At 72.3% G+C, this 17,185-nt stretch carries 18 protein-coding genes; 16 read left to right on the forward strand and 2 right to left on the reverse strand.

The window, feature by feature from the left end; translation table 11 throughout:
• Nucleotides 1-225 precede the first annotated feature (225 nt).
• The 8 genes from ACFWNV_RS34955 to ACFWNV_RS34990 all read left to right on the forward strand — a co-directional run bounded on the left by ACFWNV_RS34955 (nucleotide 226) and on the right by ACFWNV_RS34990 (nucleotide 8,725).
• A complete protein-coding gene (locus ACFWNV_RS34955; RefSeq protein ID WP_383954900.1) occupies nucleotides 226-1,083 on the forward strand; it encodes a dihydroorotate dehydrogenase electron transfer subunit in 858 nt (285 codons plus the stop codon).
• Complete coding sequence (locus ACFWNV_RS34960; protein ID WP_383954902.1) at nucleotides 1,080-2,045, forward strand: dihydroorotate dehydrogenase; 966 nt, start codon at nucleotides 1,080-1,082, stop codon at nucleotides 2,043-2,045. The genes ACFWNV_RS34955 and ACFWNV_RS34960 overlap by 4 nt, the downstream gene beginning before the upstream one ends.
• 245 nt (nucleotides 2,046-2,290) lie before the next feature.
• Nucleotides 2,291-2,614, forward strand: coding sequence for an integration host factor, actinobacterial type (gene mihF, locus ACFWNV_RS34965; protein ID WP_243334344.1), 324 nt, complete (start codon nucleotides 2,291-2,293; stop codon nucleotides 2,612-2,614).
• Nucleotides 2,615-2,675: 61 nt separating this feature from the next.
• On the forward strand, nucleotides 2,676-3,239 hold the full coding sequence (gmk, locus tag ACFWNV_RS34970) for a guanylate kinase (RefSeq protein ID WP_243334346.1): 564 nt from the start codon (nucleotides 2,676-2,678) through the stop codon (nucleotides 3,237-3,239).
• Nucleotides 3,240-3,318: 79 nt separating this feature from the next.
• Nucleotides 3,319-3,591 (forward strand): DNA-directed RNA polymerase subunit omega, encoded by a 273-nt coding sequence (gene rpoZ / locus ACFWNV_RS34975; protein WP_004948662.1) that lies wholly within the window; start codon nucleotides 3,319-3,321, stop codon nucleotides 3,589-3,591.
• A 111-nt stretch (nucleotides 3,592-3,702) separates the two neighbouring features.
• On the forward strand, nucleotides 3,703-4,917 hold the full coding sequence (coaBC, locus tag ACFWNV_RS34980) for a bifunctional phosphopantothenoylcysteine decarboxylase/phosphopantothenate--cysteine ligase CoaBC (protein WP_383954905.1): 1,215 nt from the start codon (nucleotides 3,703-3,705) through the stop codon (nucleotides 4,915-4,917).
• A gap of 195 nt (nucleotides 4,918-5,112) precedes the next feature.
• Nucleotides 5,113-6,321 carry a methionine adenosyltransferase gene (gene metK / locus ACFWNV_RS34985; RefSeq protein ID WP_383954907.1) on the forward strand — a complete coding sequence of 403 codons (1,209 nt, stop codon included), beginning with the start codon at nucleotides 5,113-5,115 and terminating at the stop codon, nucleotides 6,319-6,321.
• Between the two features lie 343 nt (nucleotides 6,322-6,664).
• On the forward strand, nucleotides 6,665-8,725 hold the full coding sequence (locus tag ACFWNV_RS34990; RefSeq protein WP_383954921.1) for a primosomal protein N': 2,061 nt from the start codon (nucleotides 6,665-6,667) through the stop codon (nucleotides 8,723-8,725).
• 342 nt (nucleotides 8,726-9,067) lie between these two features.
• Here ACFWNV_RS34990 and ACFWNV_RS34995 read toward each other — a convergent pair whose 3' ends face one another.
• Entirely contained in the window at nucleotides 9,068-9,589 is a 522-nt protein-coding gene (locus ACFWNV_RS34995) for a hypothetical protein (RefSeq protein WP_383954909.1), read from the reverse strand.
• Between the two features lie 261 nt (nucleotides 9,590-9,850).
• Between ACFWNV_RS34995 and fmt the strand changes: the two genes are divergently transcribed.
• The gene (gene fmt, locus ACFWNV_RS35000) at nucleotides 9,851-10,798 is read left to right on the forward strand and encodes a methionyl-tRNA formyltransferase (RefSeq protein WP_383954911.1); all 948 of its coding nucleotides are present in this window, start codon (nucleotides 9,851-9,853) and stop codon (nucleotides 10,796-10,798) included.
• Between the two features lie 74 nt (nucleotides 10,799-10,872).
• The gene (locus ACFWNV_RS35005) at nucleotides 10,873-12,327 is read left to right on the forward strand and encodes an RsmB/NOP family class I SAM-dependent RNA methyltransferase (protein ID WP_383954912.1); all 1,455 of its coding nucleotides are present in this window, start codon (nucleotides 10,873-10,875) and stop codon (nucleotides 12,325-12,327) included.
• Between the two features lie 69 nt (nucleotides 12,328-12,396).
• On the opposite strand, the gene ACFWNV_RS35010 is transcribed toward ACFWNV_RS35005, so the two are convergent.
• A complete protein-coding gene (locus ACFWNV_RS35010; RefSeq protein WP_383954923.1) occupies nucleotides 12,397-12,792 on the reverse strand; it encodes a RidA family protein in 396 nt (131 codons plus the stop codon).
• A gap of 126 nt (nucleotides 12,793-12,918) precedes the next feature.
• On the opposite strand from ACFWNV_RS35010, the gene ACFWNV_RS35015 reads away from it, so the two are divergent.
• The 6 genes from ACFWNV_RS35015 to ACFWNV_RS35040 all read left to right on the forward strand — a co-directional run.
• Nucleotides 12,919-13,908, forward strand: coding sequence for a helix-turn-helix transcriptional regulator (locus tag ACFWNV_RS35015; protein WP_383954914.1), 990 nt, complete (start codon nucleotides 12,919-12,921; stop codon nucleotides 13,906-13,908).
• Between the two features lie 130 nt (nucleotides 13,909-14,038).
• Nucleotides 14,039-14,725, forward strand: coding sequence for a ribulose-phosphate 3-epimerase (gene rpe, locus ACFWNV_RS35020; RefSeq protein WP_266910447.1), 687 nt, complete (start codon nucleotides 14,039-14,041; stop codon nucleotides 14,723-14,725).
• A gap of 138 nt (nucleotides 14,726-14,863) precedes the next feature.
• Nucleotides 14,864-15,877, forward strand: a complete 1,014-nt coding sequence (locus tag ACFWNV_RS35025; RefSeq protein WP_243334549.1) for a sugar-binding transcriptional regulator — start codon at nucleotides 14,864-14,866, stop codon at nucleotides 15,875-15,877.
• 136 nt (nucleotides 15,878-16,013) lie between these two features.
• Nucleotides 16,014-16,238, forward strand: a complete 225-nt coding sequence (locus ACFWNV_RS35030) for a hypothetical protein (RefSeq protein ID WP_250741347.1) — start codon at nucleotides 16,014-16,016, stop codon at nucleotides 16,236-16,238.
• A gap of 49 nt (nucleotides 16,239-16,287) precedes the next feature.
• Complete coding sequence (locus ACFWNV_RS35035) at nucleotides 16,288-16,773, forward strand: ribonuclease domain-containing protein (protein ID WP_383954917.1); 486 nt, start codon at nucleotides 16,288-16,290, stop codon at nucleotides 16,771-16,773.
• Nucleotides 16,770-17,185 (forward strand): barstar family protein (locus ACFWNV_RS35040; protein ID WP_383954919.1); only part of this gene is annotated, 416 nt, incomplete at its 3' end. The genes ACFWNV_RS35035 and ACFWNV_RS35040, both read left to right, overlap by 4 nt.

The raw sequence follows: 17,185 nt of genomic DNA on the forward strand, positions 1-17,185 counted from the left end.
ATTCCAGCCCCTCCGGCGTTTGAGGAGCGGGTCAGGGCGGAGCCCTGGGAACGGTGGAAGGGCGGGTAGGGGACTCCACCCGCGAAGCGGCAAGGGTCGCAGCGGGAGAACGGGGGCGGGGCGTAGGGCCCGGAGGGTCGGGGCTTCGGACCGGTGATTCGGGAGCGGGGGCGCGCGATCATGGGGTGGGGGGTGAGGCCCCCTACCCCGGACGGAGCGCCCCGCGTGCCCCCAGTACAGACCGCCGCCACCATCCGCCGCATCGACCCCGTCGGGGCCTACCACCACCTGGTCCTCGACGCCCCCGGCGTCACCGGCGTGCGCCCCGGCCACTTCGGCGCCCTCGCCATCGGCGGCCGGGACTCCAGCACACTGCTGCGCCGCGCGTTCTCCATCCACCGCGCCGACCCGGACCAGGGCACCGTCGAGTTCGTCTTCGCCGAGGCCGGCCGCGGGACCAGGGCGCTGGCCGCGCACCGCCCCGGCGACACCGTCGACCTCATCGCCCCGCTCGGCACCCCCTTCCCGCTCCCCGACGGCCCGGTCGGCGCGGTCCTCGTCGCCGGCGGCTACGGCAGCGCCCCGATGTTCGCCCTCGCCGAGGAGATCCTCGGCCGCGGCGGCCGGGTCGCCTTCGTGCTCGGGGCGTCCACCGCCGACCGGCTGTTCGGGGTCGAGCGGGCCAAGGCCCTCGCCGAGCACGTGTACGTGGTGACCGACGACGGGTCGGCCGGCCGCCGGGGCCGGGTCACGGGACCCCTGCTGGAGGCCATCACCGGGATCGGCGCCACCGAGGTCCACTCCTGCGGTCCGATGGGCATGCTCAAGGCCGTCACGGAGATCGCCACCGCCGCCGGAGCCGCCAGCCACACCGCCGTCGAGGAGGCCATGGCCTGCGGGATCGGGATCTGCATGAGCTGCGTCCTGCCCGTCACGGGCCCCGACGGCGTCACCCGTTTCCTTCGCTCCTGCACATCCGGCCCCGTTTTCGACGGCACCACCGTCCGCTGGGACGACGCCGGAACCCTGCCCGACGATCTCGAAGGCGCGGCCGCCATGACCCCGAAGGCGAGTCACCGGTGATCCCCCTGAACCCCGAAGACGTCGACATGTCCGCGCCCCTCGGCGCCCGTGTCACCCTGCCCAACCCCGTCTCCACCGCCTCCGGCTGCGCCGGCTACGGCCGCGAGCTGCACCGCTTCACCCCCCTGCACGAGCTCGGCACCATCACCACGAAGACCGTGATGCCGTACGTCCGCTCCGGCCGGGCCACGCCGCGGATGGCCGAGACCCCCAGCGGGATGCTGAACTCCATCGGGCTCCAGGGCTCCGGCATCGACCACTTCGTCGAGCACGAGCTGCCCTGGCTGGCCGAGCGCGGGGCACGGGTGCTCGTATCGGTCGCGGGGGAGCGGACGGAGGAGTTCGCGGAGGCGGCCGCCCGGCTGACCGGGCAGCCGGGCGTGGTCGGCATCGAGGCCAACATCTCCTGCCCCAACGTCGCGAACCGCGGTCTCGTCTTCGCGTGCGACGCCGACGCCTCCTTCGAGGTGGTCGAGGCGGTCAAGGCCGCGGCCGACCCCGCCTTGCCCGTCTACGCCAAGCTGACCCCGGATGTGACGCGGATCACCGACATCGCGGCCGCGTGCACGGAGGCGGGCGCCGACGGGCTCTCGATGATCAACACCGTCCTCGGGATGGCCATCGACACCGACACCCTGCGCCCGGCCCTCGCCGGGGTCACGGGAGGGCTCTCCGGCCCGGCGATCAGGCCCGTCGCCGTCCGCTGCGTCTTCCAGGTCTACGGGGCCATGCTGGCCGGCGCCGTGCGGCGGGTTCCCCTGCTCGGGATGGGTGGGATCGCCTCCGGCCGGGACGCGCTCGAATTCGTCCTCGCCGGTGCTTCGGGCGTGGCGGTGGGGACCGCCCTGTTCAACGATCCGTCGGCGCCCCTGAGGATCCGCGACGACCTGCGCGCGGCACTCGCCGTACGCGGGATCGGGGCGTTCGAGGACGCCGTCGGGCTCGCTCATCGCACTCTCTGACGAAATTCGAACGTCCTTCACCGGACAAATCCGGGGTGGTTTGTCCGTGATGTACGGTTCAGTGGAGGCTGACCAGGACTTTTCGTCCGTTCTCGCTGACTGGAGCGGTCATGGCCGCTAGTCTCCGAGCAGAGTGAACGAGCAGCGATCGAGCACCACCGCTGTTCGGGCACTCGCCTGGTGTGATGCCTTCCGGCATTCCACTGGTCCGTATCCGACAGTTCGACATCCGAGGTGACGTAGGCGTGGCTCTTCCGCCCCTTACCCCTGAACAGCGCGCAGCAGCGCTCGAAAAGGCCGCCGCGGCTCGCCGGGAGCGGGCCGAGGTGAAGAATCGACTCAAGCACTCCGGCGCCTCCCTGCACGACGTCATCAAGCTGGGGCAGGAGAACGACGTCATCGGCAAGATGAAGGTTTCCGCTCTCCTGGAGTCCCTGCCTGGCGTCGGCAAGGTGCGCGCCAAGCAGCTCATGGAGCGCCTCGGCATCTCCGAGTCCCGGCGTGTCCGAGGTCTCGGTTCCAACCAGATCGCCTCTCTGGAGCGCGAGTTCGGCGGTAACGCCGCCTAAGGCGTCGTCCGAAGTTCTCCCGGCGTTCTCAGGCAGTCCCGAGAACCTGGATAATCGCTCTATGGCAGCAGAGGTTCGTCCGCGGCTGACCGTGCTCTCCGGCCCCTCGGGGGTCGGCAAGAGCACGGTCGTCGCGCATATGCGCAAGGTCCACCCCGAGGTCTGGCTCTCGGTGTCGGCCACCACCCGCAAGCCGCGGCCCGGTGAGCGACACGGAGTCCACTACTTCTTCGTCAACGACGACGAGTTCGACAAGCTGATCGCCAATGGCGAGCTGCTGGAGTGGGCCGAATTCGCGGGCAACCGCTACGGCACACCGCGCGGCGCAGTACTGGAACGCCTGGAGAACGGCGAGCCGGTCCTGCTGGAGATCGATCTCCAGGGCGCACGGCTCGTACGCGAGTCCATGTCCGAGGCTCAGCTGGTCTTCCTGGCTCCTCCGAGCTGGGACGAACTGGTCCGCCGGCTCACCGGCCGGGGCACCGAAACCGCGGAGGTCGTCGAGCGCAGGCTAGGCGCCGCCAAGATCGAACTGGCTGCCGAATCCGAGTTCGACACCACCCTGGTCAACACCTCGGTCGAGGACGTCGCGCGCGAGCTGCTAGCCTTGATGAATGTCGTCTGATCGTTGACCGGTGTTCAACCGGTCCGGACGGTCGGAAATCGACACTTCTAGGTATTACCCCATCTTCGGAAGGTAGAGCGTGTCCTCTTCCATTACTGCGCCCGAGGGCATCATCAACCCGCCGATCGACGAGCTGCTCGAGGCCACGGACTCGAAGTACAGCCTCGTGATCTACGCGGCCAAGCGTGCCCGTCAGATCAATGCGTACTACTCGCAGCTCGGCGAGGGCCTGCTCGAGTACGTCGGCCCGCTGGTGGACACCCACGTCCACGAGAAGCCGCTTTCGATCGCGCTGCGCGAGATCAACGCGGGTCTGCTGACCTCCGAGGCCATCGAGGCCCCGGCTCAGTAAGGCACGAGTTTTCCTTTCACCACAGGCCCGGCAGAACATCTGCCGGGCCTGTGGTGTGTCATAGAGGTGTCGTCGCAGGTGTCGTCGCAGTCCGTCGAAGGGGCGTGTGTGGTGGGTAAGCCGAAGGTCGTGCTCGGAGTCAGCGGCGGGATCGCCGCTTACAAGGCGTGCGAGCTGCTGCGCCGGCTGACCGAGTCCGGACACGAGGTGCGCGTGGTGCCGACGGCGGCTTCGCTGAACTTCGTCGGGGAGGCCACCTGGGCCGCCCTCTCGGGGAACCCGGCCTCCACCGGGGTCTGGGAGAGCGTCCACGAGGTGCCGCACGTGCGCATCGGGCAGTCCGCCGACCTCGTGGTCGTCGCCCCGGCCACCGCCGACATGCTCGCCAAAGCCGCCCACGGCCTGGCCGACGACCTGCTCACCAACACCCTGCTCACCGCACGCTGCCCGGTGGTGTTCGCACCCGCGATGCACACCGAGATGTGGGAGCACCCGGCCACCCGGGAGAACGTGGCCACGCTGCGCCGGCGCGGCGCCGTCGTCATCGAGCCTGCCGTCGGCCGGCTCACCGGCAAGGACACCGGCAAGGGGCGGCTGCCCGACCCCGAGGAGATCTTCGAGGTGTGCAGGAGGGTCCTGGCCCGCGGGGTGGCCGAGCCCGACCTCGCCGGCCGGCACGTGGTGATCAGCGCGGGCGGCACGCGCGAACCGCTGGACCCGGTCCGCTTCCTCGGCAACCGCTCCTCCGGCAAGCAGGGGTACGCCCTCGCCCGTACCGCCGTCGCCCGCGGGGCCCGGGTCACCCTGGTCTCCGCCAACACCGCGCTCGCCGACCCGGCCGGGGTGGACCTCGTACGGGTCGGGACGGCGCTGCAGCTGCGCGAGGCCGTGCTGAAGGCCGCCGCGGACGCCGACGCGGTGGTGATGGCCGCCGCCGTGGCCGACTTCCGGCCGGCCGAGTACGCGGGCGGGAAGATCAAGAAGAAGGACGGCCAGGAGCCCGCACCGGTCACCCTCGTACGGAATCCGGACATTCTCGCGGAGATTTCCGCCGACCGCGCCCGGGAGGGCCAGGTCGTGGTCGGATTCGCCGCTGAGACCGACGACGTACTCGCCAACGGGCGGAGCAAGCTCCTCCGCAAGGGATGTGACCTTCTCGTCGTCAACGAGGTGGGCGAGGCCAAGACCTTCGGTTCCGAGGAGAACGAGGCGGTCATCCTGTCCTCCGACGGAAGCGAGCTGGCCGTCCCCTACGGTCCGAAGGAATCGCTGGCGGACGTGATTTGGGATCAGGTGGCACCCCGGCTCGGCGCGCGACGCGCCTGAGCGGAGGCCCTTTCCGCAGGGTGTTCCTTGAGTAAGAATGGAGTGTCGCAGGTCACACGGCTCCCATAGGGCGAGACGGGTGGTCCGGCGAACGGTGGCGACCGATAAACTGCAGCCGGAACGTGATCGGGCGCAGCCTCCGATGTGGTTCCACCAATATTTCAGCCAGCAGCCGCTGCAACCCCAGGGAGCGTTGTGTCCCGTCGCCTGTTCACCTCGGAGTCTGTGACCGAGGGTCACCCCGACAAGATCGCTGACCAGATCAGCGACACCATCCTCGACGCGCTCCTCACCGAGGACCCGACCTCGCGCGTCGCCGTGGAGACCCTCATCACCACCGGTCTCGTCCACATCGCGGGAGAGGTGACGACGAAGGCGTACGCGCCGATCGCGCAGCTCGTCCGAGACAAGATCCTCGAGATCGGCTACGACTCCTCGAAGAAGGGCTTCGACGGTGCTTCCTGTGGCGTGTCGGTGTCCATCGGCGCGCAGTCCCCGGACATCGCGCAGGGCGTCGACACCGCGTACGAGAAGCGGGTCGAGGGCGATGAGGACGAGCTCGACAAGCAGGGTGCCGGCGACCAGGGCCTGATGTTCGGCTACGCCTGCGACGAGACGCCCGAGCTCATGCCGCTTCCGATCCACATCGCGCACCGTCTTTCGAAGCGGCTGTCCGAGGTCCGCAAGAACGGGACCATCCCGTACCTGCGTCCCGACGGCAAGACCCAGGTGACCATCGAGTACGACGGTGACAAGGCCGTCCGTCTCGACACGGTCGTCGTGTCCTCGCAGCATGCCGCGGACATCGACCTGGACTCGCTGCTCGCCCCGGACATCCGCGAGTTCGTCGTCGAGCACGTGCTGAGCCGGCTCGTCGAGGACGGCATCAAGCTCGACACCGAGGGCTACCGGCTGCTGGTCAACCCGACCGGCCGCTTCGAGATCGGCGGCCCGATGGGTGACGCCGGCCTGACCGGCCGCAAGATCATCATCGACACCTACGGCGGCATGGCCCGTCACGGTGGCGGCGCCTTCTCGGGCAAGGACCCGTCCAAGGTCGACCGCTCCGCCGCGTACGCCATGCGCTGGGTCGCCAAGAACGTGGTCGCCGCCGGTCTGGCCTCGCGCTGCGAGGTCCAGGTCGCGTACGCGATCGGCAAGGCCGAGCCCGTCGGTCTGTTCGTGGAGACCTTCGGCACGCACAAGGTCGACGTGGAGAAGATCGAGAACGCCATCGGCCAGGTCTTCGACCTGCGCCCGGCCGCGATCATCCGCGACCTCGACCTGCTGCGCCCGATCTACGCCCAGACCGCCGCCTACGGCCACTTCGGCCGCGAGCTGCCGGACTTCACCTGGGAGCGCACCGACCGCGTCGACGCCCTGCGCACCGCCGCCGGTCTGTAGTACCCGCAGTACCCGCAGTACCCGCAGAACCCGCGCGCAGCACTTGCTCCACGGACGGCCCCGGACCCTCACGGTCCGGGGCCGTATTCCGTTGGTGCGGCCGCTGCCGCACCGATACGCTGGCGCAGCCCTCCCGGTGCGAGGGGCGACGGCTTCATCTGGAGCGGGGTGCGAACCCCGTGTTGAAGGACCCGCAGGACCGCCGCCGCCCGACCAGATCTCGGGAGGGCCCGCCCACAATCCCGGGAGGGCCGCCCGCACCCTGCCCGCCGCTGTCGGTGGCGTTTGGTAAGAATGCGGTGTGAGCAGCGCGAATGATTCCCCGCCGGAGCAGCTGGCGCTGATGCGGGAGATGGTCGCCGAGGCGAAGGCCAAGGCACCCAAGGCCAAGCCGCGCACCTGGCGCGGAGCCGCCGTCGCCGAGGAACTCCCCGTGGCCCGCGTCCTGGTCAACAAGGGCGTCCTCCACCTCGACCGGCTCTTCGACTACGCGGTCCCCGCAGAGCTCTCCGAGTCCGCCCAGCCCGGTGTCCGCGTCCGCGTCCGCTTCGGGGCCGGCTCCCACCGGGTCCACGGCGGCCGCCGCGAGGGCGGCGGGCTCATCGACGGCTTCGTCATCGAGCGCCGCGCCGAGTCCGACTACAACGGGGCCCTCGCGGCCCTCGCCCAGGTCGTCTCGCCCGAGGTCGTGCTCGGCCCCCGCATGCTCGCGCTGTCCCGCGCCGTCGCCGACCGGTACGCCGGCAGCCTCGCCGACGTGCTCCAGCTCGCGCTGCCCGCGCGCAGCGCCCGCGCCGAGGCCAAGCCGTCCCCCGAACCGCTGCCCCCGCCCGCCGCACCCGAGCCCGCCGGCTGGGAGCGGTACGGGGCCGGCCCCGGCTTTCTGCGGGCCCTGGCGGGCGGCGGTACCCCGCGCGCCGTCTGGACGGCCCTGCCCGGCCCCGGCTGGGCCGACGAGCTGGCCCGCGCCATGGCCGCCACCCTCGCCTCCGGACGCGGCGCCCTCGCCGTGGTCCCCGACGGGCGCACCGCGGCCCGCGTCGACGCGGCGCTCACCGCCCTGCTCGGCGAAGGGCGGCACGCGCTGCTCACCGCCGAGTCCGGGCCGGAGAAGCGCTACCGCGAGTGGCTGGCCGTCAGCCGGGGCTCCGTGCGGGCCGTGGTCGGCACCCGGGCCGCGATGTTCGCTCCCGTACGGGACCTCGGGCTCGTCGCCGTCTGGGACGACGGCGACTCCAGCCACAGCGACGTCCACGCCCCCTTCCCGCACGTGCGGGAGGTACTGGAGCTGCGCGCGGTCACCGACGGCTGCGGCTTCCTGGTGGGCAGCACCAGCTGCACCGTGGAGGCCGCGCAGCTCGTCGAGTCCGGCTGGGCCCGGCCGCTCGTCGCCGACCGCGAGACGGTGCGCACGTACGCCCCCCGGATCCGGACCGTTGGCGACGAGCTGCTGGCCCGGGACGGGGCCGCGCGGGCCGCCCGGCTGCCGAGCCTCGCCTGGGAGACCGTACGGGAGGGCCTGAAGACCGGGCCCGTGCTCGTCCAGGTGCCCCGGCGGGGCTACGTGCCCCGGCTGGCGTGCGAGCGGTGCAGGACGCCCGCGCGGTGCACGGTCTGCGCGGGGCCGCTGGAGGCGCCCGACGCGCGGGACCTGCACTGCGGGTGGTGCGGGCGGGCCGAACCGGCCTGGCACTGCGAGGAATGCGGATCGTTCCGGCTGCGGGCCCAGGTCGTGGGCGCACGGCGGACCGCCGAGGAACTGGGGCGGGCCTTCCCCGCCGTACCCGTACGGACCTCCGGGCGCGACCACATCCTGGACGAGGTGCCGGACCGGCCCGCGCTGGTGGTGTCCACGCCCGGCGCCGAACCGGTCGCGGCGGGCGCCGGGTACGCGGCGGCGCTGCTGCTGGACGGCTGGGCCATGCTGAGCCGGCCCGACCTGCGGGCGGGAGAGGACGCGCTGCGGAGGTGGATCGCGGCGGCCTCGCTGGTACGGGGGGACGGACAGGTGGTCGTCGTCGCCGAGCCGACGCTGCGGCCGGTCCAGGCGCTGGTGCGGTGGGATCCCGTGGGGCACGCCGTACGGGAACTCGCGGAGCGGGCACAGCTCGGGTTCCCGCCGGTGTCCCGGATGGCGGCGGTCGCCGCGGGCAGCGCCGAGGCCGTCCAGGCCTTCCTGGCGGGGGCCGGGCTGCCGGCCGACGCGGAGGTGCTGGGGCCCGTGCCGATCGCCGGGCGGCGGGGGGAGGCTTCGCCGGGGGAGCGGGCGCTGGTCCGGGTTCCGCCCGGGAGCGGGGCCGCGCTTGCCGCTGCGCTGAAGGCGGCGCAGGCCGGGCGGATGGCCCGGGGGGGCCCGGTGGAGGAGGCGGTCCGGATCCGGATCGACCCGCTGGACATCGGCTGAGGGTGTCGTCCCGCCGACGGCGGGTGGGCCCTGCGGGGCTGTCCCCTACCCGCCTACCCGCCCTTCGCCCGTTCCCCGGGGCTGCGCCCCGGACCCCCTGGGGCTGCGCCCCGGACCCCGGTCCTCAAACGCCGGACGGCTGAAAAATCCTGGGGCTCCGCCCCGGAACGGCGCCGCGCGCGGTAACGGGTCCGGGCGGAGCCCGGGGAACGGTGGAAGGGCGGGTAGGGGACCCCTCTCGCTCTTCCCGGTGCCCGGAACGACGGAGCCCCCGGCGGGGCGGCCCTGGGGGTGCTCCGGCGGGGGCTTGGTCGTCGGGGGTCGGCGTCCCGGCGGCCGGGGTCAGCCTGTGCGGGGGCCGGGGAAGGCGGCGGGGCGGGAGGCGCCCGCCTCCTCGCGGACCGGCTGCGGCGGCACCGAGCGCGCCGCCGGGACGGTGGGCAGGGGGCCCAGGGTCCGGGTCGTGGTCGTCGTGCCCTCGGCCAGGGGCTCGCGCTCGGCCGACTCGGGGCTCTGCGCCCGCCGGGCACCGTAGCGCCGGTGGACGGCCTGCTTGGTGACGCCGAGCGCCGAGCCGACCGCGTCCCACGAGAAGCCGAGCGAGCGGTCGAAGTCCACCGCGGCGGTGACCAGCGTCTCGACGCTGTCCCGCAGCTCCTGCGCGAGGCGGACGGTGGGTGCGGGGGCCCGGCCGTAGACGACGAAGCCCGTGGAGGGGCCCGAGCGGCGCGGGCGGTAGACGTTGCCGAGCTGGGCGGTGAGCGTACGCAGAGCATCCACCTGCCGGCGAACCCGCTCGATGTCCCGCACCAGGAGGTGCAGGCTGGCCCGTGCTTGGGCGTCGTGGGTGGCGTGGTCGGCCATGAAGAAGCCTCTCGAACCGGTGCTGAAGAGCGGATAGGGCCGCAGACACCGTTCTGTTTCGCGGCCCGTTTCGGTCAATCTCTCTTGACCAACGCGCTACCCGGTGGGCAGGTCACGCTGTGGGGGCGTGTCGGCATATGCGAGGAGCGCGCGGGTGTGCGTACGCCCCCTCGGGCGGGCGGCCCGACGCAGGTGGGACCGTGGGCGGACAGACCATAGACTGATGTGCTGCTGACAGCCGAGATAGCGAGGTAGACCCCAGTGAAGCTCGTCTTCGCAGGCACCCCCGAGGTCGCCGTGCCCGCCCTGGACGCTCTGATCGCCTCCGGGCGCCACGAGGTCGCCGCCGTCGTCACCCGGCCCGACGCGCCGGCCGGCCGGGGCCGCCGCCTCGTCGCCAGCCCCGTCGCCGAGCGCGCCGAGGAAGCCGGCATCGAGGTGCTCAAGCCCGCCCGGCCGCGCGACCCCGATTTCCAGGCCCGGCTGAGGGAGATCGCGCCCGACTGCTGCCCGGTGGTCGCGTACGGCGCACTGATTCCCAAGGGCGCCCTGGACATTCCCGCGCACGGCTGGGTCAACCTGCACTTCTCGCTGCTGCCCGCGTGGCGCGGCGCCGCGCCCGTGCAGCAGTCGATCATGGCGGGGGACCAGGTCACCGGTGCCTCCACCTTCCGGATCGAGGAGGGGCTGGACACCGGCCCGGTCTTCGGGATCCTGACCGAGGAGATCCGGCCCACCGACACCAGCGGTGACCTGCTCACCCGGCTGGCCTTCGCCGGTTCCGGGCTGCTGGTCGCCACCATGGACGGCATCGAGGACGGCACCCTGCGCGCGGTGGAGCAGCCCGCCGACGGGATCTCGCTCGCGCCGAAGATCACCGTCGAGGACGCCCGGGTGGACTGGCACGCGCCCGCGATGCGCGTCGACCGGCTGGTGCGCGGCTGCACCCCGGCGCCGGGCGCGTGGACGGTCTTCCGGGGGGAGCGGCTCAAGCTCGTCTCGGTCGGGCTGGTCACGGACCGGACCGACCTGGAGCCGGGCGACCTGGGCGTGGCCAAGAACAACGTCTACGTGGGCACCGGCTCGCACGCCGTGGAGCTGCTCTGGGTGCAGCCGCAGGGCAAGAAGCCGATGAAGGCCGCCGACTGGGCGCGCGGGGTGCGGATCGCTTCCGGTGAGCGGCTGGGCGGCGGGGCCGACGTAGGCTGATTTTCGTAGTTGTCCCTGCTTTGTCCTTCAGCGCTTTGTCCTTCAGCGTTACGTAAATCCGGAGCACCTTTCACGTGAGCGAACAGCCCAAGAGCGGCGGCAAGCCCGGCAAGACGGCCAAGCCGTACCGCAGGCCCAAGAAGGACCCCGTCCGGATGCTGGCCTTCGAGGTGCTGCGGGCGGTGGACGAGCGGGACGCGTACGCGAACCTCGTACTGCCGCCGCTGCTGAAGAAGGCCCGCAAGGACGAGACCTTCCAGGCGCGGGACGCGGCGCTGGCCACCGAGCTCGTCTACGGGACCCTGCGCCGCCAGGGCACGTACGACGCGGTCATCAAGGCCTGCATCGACCGGCCGCTGCGCGAGGTCGACCCGCCGGTGCTCGACGTGCTCTCGCTCGGCGCGCACCAGCTGCTCGGGACCCGGATCCCCACCCACGCGGCGGTGTCCGCGAGCGTGGAGCTGGCGCGGGTGGTGCTCGGGGACGGGCGGGCGAAGTTCGTCAACGCCGTGCTGCGCAAGATCTCCGCGCACGACCTGGAGGGCTGGCTGGAGAAGGTCGCCCCGCCGTACGAGGACGACGCCGAGGAGCACCTCGCGGTCTTCCACTCGCACCCCAGGTGGGTCGTCAGCGCCCTGTGGGACTCGCTGGGCGGCGGCCGCGCCGGCATCGAGGACCTGCTGGAGGCCGACAACGAGCGGCCCGAGGTCACGCTCGTGGCGCGCCCCGGCCGGTCCACGGCCCAGGAGCTGCTGGAGGCGGTGGGCGAGGACTCGGCGCTGCCGGGACGCTGGTCCCCGTACGCGGTCAGGATGGCCGAGGGCGGCGAACCGGGCGCGCTGGAGGCGGTCCGCGACGGCCGCGCCGGTGTGCAGGACGAGGGCAGCCAGCTGGTGGCGATGGCCCTGGCGGCCGTACCGGTCGAGGGCCGCGACGAGCGCTGGCTGGACGGCTGCGCCGGACCCGGCGGCAAGGCGGCGCTGCTCGCGGCGCTCGCCGCCCAGCGCGGTGCCTTCCTGCTGGCCTCCGAGAAGCAGCCCCACCGGGCCCGGCTGGTCGAGCGGGCGCTCGCCGGCAACCCGGGCCCCTACCAGGTCATCACGGCCGACGGAACGCGCCCGCCGTGGCTTCCGGGCTCCTTCGACCGGGTCCTGATGGACGTGCCCTGCTCGGGCCTGGGCGCCCTGCGCCGCCGCCCGGAGGCGCGCTGGCGCCGCCGGCCGGAGGACCTGGAGAGCTTCGCGCCGCTCCAGCGCGGGCTGCTGCGCGAGGCGCTCTCGGCCGTCCGGGTGGGCGGCGTCGTGGGTTACGCGACCTGCTCGCCGCACCTGGCGGAGACCCGGGTCGTAGTGGAGGACGTACTGAAGGGACGGGGCGCGGGCGCGGCCCCGATCGCGGCGGAACTGATCGACGCGCGGCCGTACATGCAGGAGGTGCCCGCACTGGGCGACGGCCCCGACGTCCAGCTGTGGCCGCACCTGCACGGGACGGACGCGATGTACCTGGCGCTGATCCGCCGGACCGGGTAGCCGGCCCCCCGACCCCCGGCCCCTGCCCCCGGCCCGCGGCGGCCCCCGGTCGCCTCAGGTGCCCTCAGGTCACGCGACGGCGGTCCCTTCCAGCTCGACCAGCTGGCCGGGGACCGCCAGCCGCGTCACCCCGAGCATGGTCGTGGCCGGTGCGACCCCGGCGGCGCCCAGCCGCGCCGCCAGTTCGCCGTAGTGCCGGAAGAGCAGGTCGACGTCCGTCGTGTAGACGTTCAGCCGCACCAGGTGCGCGAGGGACATGCCGGCCCCGGCGAGCACGGCCTCCACGTTGTCGATGCTCAGCGCCAGCTGCGCCGCCATGTCGCCTTCGTGCTCGGGCTTGCCGTCGGCGCTCATCGCGGTCTGGCCCGAGAGGTAGAGGGTCCGGGTGTGGCCGGAGACGAGCTCGCCCTGGTTGAAGCCCAGCTCGGCCGACCAGGTCACCGGGTTGACCGCGGTTCGCTGCATTGCCATGTCTGCTCCATCGGTTCGTTGCGGAATCCGCCGCGGAAGAGGTGGTGCGGAAGAGGTTGTGGGGAGAGCCTCGCAACGAATCACGACACCCTCTGTCGTGTATTCCGATAATGTTTTCGCATGCGCGCAGACCGGTTGGTCTCGCTGGTGCTGCTGCTCCGTCAGCGCGGTCGGCTGACCGCCGACACGCTCGCCCGCGAGCTGGAGGTGTCCACCCGTACGGTGCTGCGCGACATCGAGGCGCTGTCGGCCGCCGGGGTCCCGGTCTACGCCGAGCGCGGCCGGCACGGCGGTTTCGCCCTGTCACCCGGCTTCCGGACCGAGCTCACCGGCCTGAACCACGAGGAGACCCTCGCCCTGCTGGCCGCCGGATCGGGGCGCGGGGAGCAGGTGTTCGGCCTGGGCCCGGCGCTCGCCTCGGCGATGCGCAAGGTGGTCGACGCGCTGCCCGAAAGCCACCGGGCCGCCGCGAGCGACGCGGCCCAGCGGTTCCTCGTCGACCCTGAGGGCGACCTGCTCTCGCGGCGGCTGGTCGCCGAGGAGGTGCCCGGCAGCACGATGATCGAGGTCCGGCGGGCGGTGCTAGCCGGACACAAGCTCCGGATCCGCTACGAGGCCACGGGCGAGCCGCCGCAGTGGCGCACGGTGGACCCGATCGGGCTGGTCACCGTACGGGACAAGGGCTACCTGCTGGCCACGCGGGCCGGCGAGGACCGCACCTACCGGCTGTCGCGCGTCCTGGCCGCCGAGGAGCTGCCCGAGCCGGCCGAGCGGCCGGACCGGGTCGACCTGGACCGGATCTGGCGGGAACGCTCCGCGCGCTTCCTCTCCGGCGGCGACCACGTCGCCGTGCTGCTCCGGGTGGACCCGGGCCGCCGGGAAGAGCTGCTGAACACCGCGCTCGCGGTCCGCGCCGAAGAACCCGACGCGGACGGCCGGCTGCGCCTGGAGGTCACCTTCCAGGACGAACGGCATGCCCGCTGGGCCCTGTGGCAGCTCGGCACGGACGGCGAGGCCCTGGCCCCGGAGTCGTTGCGCACGTGGCTGCGCGAGCGTGCCGGGGCGCTCGCGGCGCGCTACGCGGATCCGCCCCGGGGCGCGGCCGGATGAGGAGGGGATGCTCGGCCGAATGGGTCGGGGACGCTCGGCCGAATGAGTCGGGCACGCCCGATCCCGCACGGCCGCCCTCCACTTCCGGGGTAGTGGCCGGAAGGCGTCGGCGGCATGGCACGCTTGGGGCATGGCCGTTCAGATCAATCCCAGCATCTTGTCCGCCGACTTCGCCCGGCTCGCCGAGGAGGCGAAGGCCGTCCAGGGGGCCGACTGGCTGCACGTCGACGTCATGGACAACCACTTCGTCCCGAACCTCACCCTCGGGGTACCGATCGTGGAGTCGCTCAGCCGGGCGACGGACATCCCGCTCGACCTGCACCTCATGATCGAGGACCCCGACCGCTGGGCCCCCCAGTACATCGAGGCCGGGGCCGGCTCCGTGACCTTCCACGCCGAGGCCGCGGCCGCGCCCGTACGGCTCGCGCGGGAGATCCGGGCCAAGGGGGCGCGGGCGTCCATGGCGCTGAAGCCCGCGACGCCCATCGAGCAGTACGAGGACATCCTCCCCGAGCTCGACATGCTGCTGATCATGACCGTGGAGCCCGGGTTCGGCGGCCAGCCCTTCCTCGACATCATGCTGCCCAAGATCCGCCGCACCCGGGAGCTGATCTCCAAGCACGGTCTGGAGCTCTGGCTCCAGGTCGACGGAGGCGTCTCCGCCACGACCATCGAGCGGTGCGCCGAGGCCGGCGCGGACGTGTTCGTGGCGGGCAGCGCGGTCTACGGAGCGGTCGATCCGGCGGCAGCCGTACGCACGCTGCGTGACCAGGCGGGTGCGGCGATCGCCGCCGCGCCCTGGGCTTGCGACCACTGAACCAAGGCTTGGTGAACAGCTCGGTGAACGGGAGCTGTCCAGGCTGATCAACGGCCGTCGGATCTGACAGGATGAACGGCGAGTCGAGAGTGTGAACACGAGAGTGTGAACAGCAGTGAGGAGAACGCGGTGTCTGCAATGTCGGCGGGACGGTCAGCCCTGCGGATGGGACCCGCGGAGCTCGTGCAGGCGGCGGCCATGGCGCGCCGTTTCTACCTGGAGGGCAAGTCCAAGATCCAGATCGCCGAGGAGTTCGGCGTGAGCCGCTTCAAGGTGGCCCGGGTCCTGGAGACCGCCCTGGAGCGTGACCTCGTACGCATCGAGATCCGTGTGCCGGCCGAGCTGGACGCGGAGCGGTCCGACGCGCTGCGCGCCCGGTACGGGCTGCGGCACGCCGTCGTCGTGGAGTCTCCCGCCGATGCCACCGAGGACGCGCCGGACCCGGAGAACCTGGGTGCCGTGGCCGCCGATCTGCTGGGTGAGCTCGTCAACGAGGGCGACGTACTGGGCCTGGCGTGGGGGCGGTCGACCATCCACATGGCCGCCTCCCTGCACCGGCTGCCCCCCTGCACCGTCGTCCAGCTGACGGGCGTGTACGACGCCGGAACGGCCGAGCGCGGGTCCGTGGAGGCCGTACGCAGGGCCGCGCAGGTGTCGGGCGGCGACGCCCACCCCATCTACGCCCCGATGCTCCTGCCCGATCCGGCCACCGCCGCCGCCCTGCGCAATCAGACGGGGATCGCGCGGGCCTTCGAGTACTTCGACAAGGTGACCGTCGCCGCCGTCTCCATCGGGTCCTGGGAGCCGGGCATCTCGACCGTCCACGACATGCTGAGCGACGAGGAGCGGGCGCACTACGCCTCGCTGGGCGTCGCCGCCGAGATGTCCGCCCACCTCTTCGACGCCGAGGGGCGCCGGGTCGGGCGGGACCTCGGCGAGCGGTGCATCACCGTGGAGGCCGACCGGCTGCGCCGGATCCCCGAGGTCGTCGCCATCGCCGGCGGGCTGCGCAAGGCGTCCGCGATCGGCGCGGTGCTGCGCTCGGGACTGGTCACGAGTCTGGTGACGGACACGGCTGTCGCGGACTACCTGCTGACCGAATCGGAGCCCGGTTTGCGGCCGGCGCTGGAGCGGGCCGACCCCGACGAGTGATTGTTCGGATTGGTCCGATTGTCCGGACGAATGCCGGTCAAACGCGGGCACGCGAGGTTCGCCGATGCGGATGGTGCCGCAATTGAGATCCGAACGGCGGACCGTTCAACGGCCTGCTGGGCGCATACTGGGTGCAATGACAAAGTCCGCAGTACCTCGCCGCCATCTGCCGTCCAGCCCGTTCAAGGCCCCCGTGGAAGCGCCGCTCAGGCACTTCAGCGTCGGCGACCGGGTGTCTCACGATGAGCACGGCCTCGGCCGTGTCGTCGCCATTGAGGAGGGGATCGCTGTCCTCGTCGAATTCGGGCCTGAGGTCCGTAAGCGCATCCTGAGTCCGTACACCAAGATGTCCGCCCTCTGAAGACACCGCGCGATTCGCGGGAGAATCGGATATTTGGCACGATCGGTGCATGATCTTTCGGAACGTGCCCCGATCGTTGCTGCGTGTGCTGGGGGCCGTCTTCCTCTGCGCGGCGCTGGTCGGTGCGGTGGGTTGCAGCGGGAAGAAACCCGCGCCTGCCGCCGCCACCAGTACGAGCGCGAGCGCCGGCTCCGGCGTTGACGTTGCCCCGAGCGGGGCGGCGAGTTCCGCCGTGCCGACGCCCGGATGGGCGAAGGGCAGGGCGACGGTACGGGCCTCGGCATTGCCGCAGCAGGCCCGGGACGTGCTCGCGCTGATCGACAAGGGCGGGCCGTACCAGTACCGGCAGGACGGGACCGTATTCGGCAATTTCGAAAAGGTCCTGCCGCAGAAGAAGCGCGGCTATTACCACGAGTTCACCGTGAAGACGCCCGGTGAGCGGGACCGTGGGGCCCGGCGGATCGTGACCGGTGGGGGCGGGGAGTTCTTCTACACGGACGACCACTACGACACCTTCAAGGCGGTTCTCCGATGACCCTGGACCCGCGGCCCCTGGCCCCCGCGCTCGATGCGGCCGAGGCCGCCGGCTGGGCGACCGTACGGCTGGATCTGGACGGCGTACGGAGCAAGGCGGAGCTGATGCGAAGGTGTGGGGCCGCGCTGGAGGTTCCCGAGTACTTCGGGGGGAACTGGGACGCGCTGGCCGATGCGCTGAGGGATCTGTCGTGGTTGCCGGCTGCGCCGGGGCGGCTGTTCGTGGTGACCGCCTGGCGGGCGTACGCGGAGGCTCGGCCTGCGGACTGGGAGACGCTGAGCGAGATCCTGGAGGAGGCCGTCGATTTCTGGCGGGCGGAGTCCGAGGACGAGGGGGCGGGGCCCGGACTGACGGTGCTGCTCGCCGAATCCGGCCCGGGGCCGGCTGCCGGGGCTCCGCCCCGGACCCCGCG

The sequence above is a fragment of the Streptomyces sp. NPDC058401 genome (assembly GCF_042722885.1).
Lineage (GTDB): Bacteria > Actinomycetota > Actinomycetes > Streptomycetales > Streptomycetaceae > Streptomyces.